Annotated in this window: 2 protein-coding genes; one reads left to right on the top strand and one right to left on the bottom strand. The window is 53.6% G+C overall.

Features of this window, described 5'->3' with window-relative positions; translation table 11 throughout:
* The coding region (locus H8S45_RS15545) for a hypothetical protein (RefSeq protein ID WP_186950550.1) at window positions 1-2,766 on the top strand (2,766 nt) is incomplete at its 5' end.
* A gap of 52 nt (window positions 2,767-2,818) precedes the next feature.
* Here the strand turns inward: H8S45_RS15545 and H8S45_RS15540 are convergent.
* On the bottom strand, window positions 2,819-3,313 hold a 495-nt coding region (locus H8S45_RS15540), incomplete at its 5' end, for a hypothetical protein (protein ID WP_186950547.1).

The raw sequence follows: 3,313 nt of genomic DNA, 5'->3' as shown, positions 1-3,313 counted from the left end.
TACGACGCTGACAAGGCTGGTCTGGTAGGCCACAACTGGTCCACCAACACCCTGAAGTATGCTGGCTCCGCCGGCCTGCTGGACGACGTCAACTCCGGCCTGGAGCAGGGCCTGCCGCGCCAGTACGCCGCGCAGATGATCGCAAATACGCTGGACACCAACCGCGTGAAGTGGTCCACCGATTCCGACTCCTTTGACGATATCCTCAACGGCGGCGTCAAGGAGACTGTCGGCTCCGCTTACATGGGCCTGTCCTACGACTACGGCACCCTGATCAAGATCTCCACGGATTCTCTGGAGATTCAGCTTGACAGCACATATTCGTCTGACAACTACCATAGTGGTAGTGGCACGGTTTCTTTCTCCAAGGTAGGCACGGATTACTCCAGCCTGCTGGGCCAGAAGGTCAAGGTCATGTTCAAGGATGGCAAGACCAACAATGTCCTCGGCGTTTACGCGATCTCGGACAATACGGTTTACACCACCTACATGAATGCGACTGAGAAGGACGGCTCCAAGATCAAGTTCGGCGGCTCCTCCTACTCAGTTGACGACGTGGATGAGATCAGCACTATCATTGATGGCGCGACTGCTGAAAATAAGACGCTGGATTATTTCGACGATACCGCTGCAAATAAGGTATCCATGAATAAGGTTGTCTTTGTCGATACCGACAGCAATAACAAGATCGACACCGCGATCATCACCACCTACACCGGCGGCCAGGTAACTTATGTTGGCTCCGATAAGATCACCTTTGATGGCAAGTCCTACGAGTTTGAGGATGAAAACATCGACGAGGAAATCGTGAAGGACGACTATGCGGTTATGTCTGAGAACCTCTACGAGGACTGCAAGGACATCGTCCGCGCGGACATCCTGACCACCGAGCTGACCGGCTACAAGGAAAAGGATGGCTACGTTCAGTACGAGCTGGATGGCACTTGGTACAACATGGCTTCCGAGGATACCGATGTCTCCACCGGTGATACGGTTAAGGCCTATGTCTTCAACGGCGTTGTACTCGATCTTGACACCGATGACGGCGACGGCTCGTTCCCGAGCGATGTAGCCGTAGTGATCGGCAAGGGTACCAGCGGCCTGGACGGCGATCAGGCTAAGATCCGCTTCTTTGACGGTTCCACCAAGACGGTTACCATGTCTGACGACAGCGTTTCCCTCACTGTTGGCACCGCTTACAAGATTTCCGGTTCTGATTCGGATACCAAGTTCGAAAACCTTACTCTGAACGACAAGTACAACGGCTACAAGTACATTTCTAACATGGCCAACGCACAGGGCGGCAGCGTTGACGAAATCGCCAGCACCAAGATTGCTGACGATGCTGCGATCATTCTGTACACCACTGCGGGCCGCTCCAAGCAGATCACCGGCAAGCAGTTCAAGTCCCTGGCTGACGACGCTTTCACCACCACTAATGCGGCGACCGCGGTATTCACCAAGGAAACCGACGGCCTGACCCGCGTCAAGATGGCGGCGGTCAAGGTGCAGAGCACCGATCTGGTCGGCGAGTCCAGCGATAACTATGCTTACATTGTCACCGGCGGCAGCCAGGCGGCAGGCGGCGATGTCAAGTATACCATCTGGACCGGCTCTGAGAATGTGACTGTTACGGAGGATACCTCCTACAGCAAGAATGCCCGCGCTAAGGGTACGCTGATCGGCTATTCCGAAATCGATGCGGATGGCTACATCAACGATGTTAAGGTTTACGGTACGATCAAGGACGCGAAGGACGCCTCCGGCTCCCTGAACACGACCGACCTGTACCGTGGCGGCAATGAGGCCAATGTTTCCGGCTACATTGCAATCGATGGTGCGCAGTTCAATGTTACTGCTGATACCACCGTACTGATGGTAGACTCCAAGGCTGACAGCGACAAGGCAATCGGCCTGAACTACACCTACGGCGACAAGCTGCCGCAGGGCTCCAAGTACAAGGATGGCGGCGTTGACAAGTATCTGGTCAATGCGTTCTGGATCATGGACGAGGCCGGCAGCGACGACAAGGATATCGACGTTCTGGTCATCGACTCCACCGGCGCGTTCGACGGCTTTGAGCTGGATGATGTGAATGCGCCCAAGCTGACCGCTGTGAAGACTTCCGGCGATGCATCGACCACAAAGGGTACGGAGGCAACTCTGAAGTACACCTTGACTGCTTCCAACTATGCAGCAGATGCAGCCGATGTTACTACCTCTATCAATTCTGAGGATAACGTCAACATTACTGCTTCTGGCGATGGTACCTTTGCTGTAAAGAATAACGGCACGCAGGAAATCACTGTAACAGTTGGTACTTCCACCGCAATCGGCACGTATAATATTCAGATCAAGGCGGGCAATACTGTTCTGCTGACAGATACCTTTGAGGTTACTGCAAAGCCGGTTGCCACTCTGAATGCTGTTACTGCAAGCGACAGCACCACAACGTTTACCGAAGCTGGTAAGGTCAAGGCTGGTGTACTGGATACCATCGTTGGCAAGCTCAAGACAAATGAAACCACTAATGTGACGGCTTCGTTTAAAATTGTGGCTAACGATCGTCCGAGCGCAGATACCTCTGTTTACACTCCGGTTGCAGGTGAAAAGGTTACAATCACCGCTACCTTTACTCCGGATGCAGACTACGCAATTACTGCTACCGCAGCTCCGACTCTGGCAGGCACGAATGCTGATGCTGACTCGTTCAGTGTAACGAATGGTATTGCAACTGCAACTTATACGTTCACTGTTGTAGCGTAATTTTTTCACAACAAAAAGAGAAAACCCCCTCTTTCGAGGGGGTTTTCCCTTTTCATTTTAAGGCGATATAGACGTATTTTATATCTTTGGCATTTATCCGTGACTTGTCGCCGGGGCTGTTCAGACGAAAGCCGGTTTGCGTAAGCAGGCAATAGTCCGGTTGTTCAGACTCCTCGACCGGAAACGCAAGGAACTGATAGGTGTAACCGGTGGAACCGGTCATTCCGTCCGCGCGCATGATAAACACCATTTTGGGAGCAAAGCCCAGCGTTATCTCGCGGGGATACACACCATCGCCTGTGTAGGTGCCGAAATACAGGTCGCTTCGCCGCATCAGGTTTGCGTCCAACTCATCGGACAGCATTTCTTCTGTAATCGTGTCCCCGAACGTGTCCACCACGATGCCCTCCACACGCGCCTCCAGCCGCGAAGCCTCGTCGCAGATTCCGTTCACCGCCTGCCGCAGCTCCTCCGGACTGCTGTCGAACCGCGCTTTCAGCTCGTTTGCCGGCAGGCTCGGCTGGTCGGGCAGGTCGGTGATTTTGTG

This window comes from Agathobaculum faecis (assembly GCF_014287995.1).
In the GTDB taxonomy this organism is placed as follows: domain Bacteria; phylum Bacillota; class Clostridia; order Oscillospirales; family Butyricicoccaceae; genus Agathobaculum; species Agathobaculum ammoniilyticum.
This window is presented reverse-complemented; position numbering and strand designations above follow the sequence as displayed.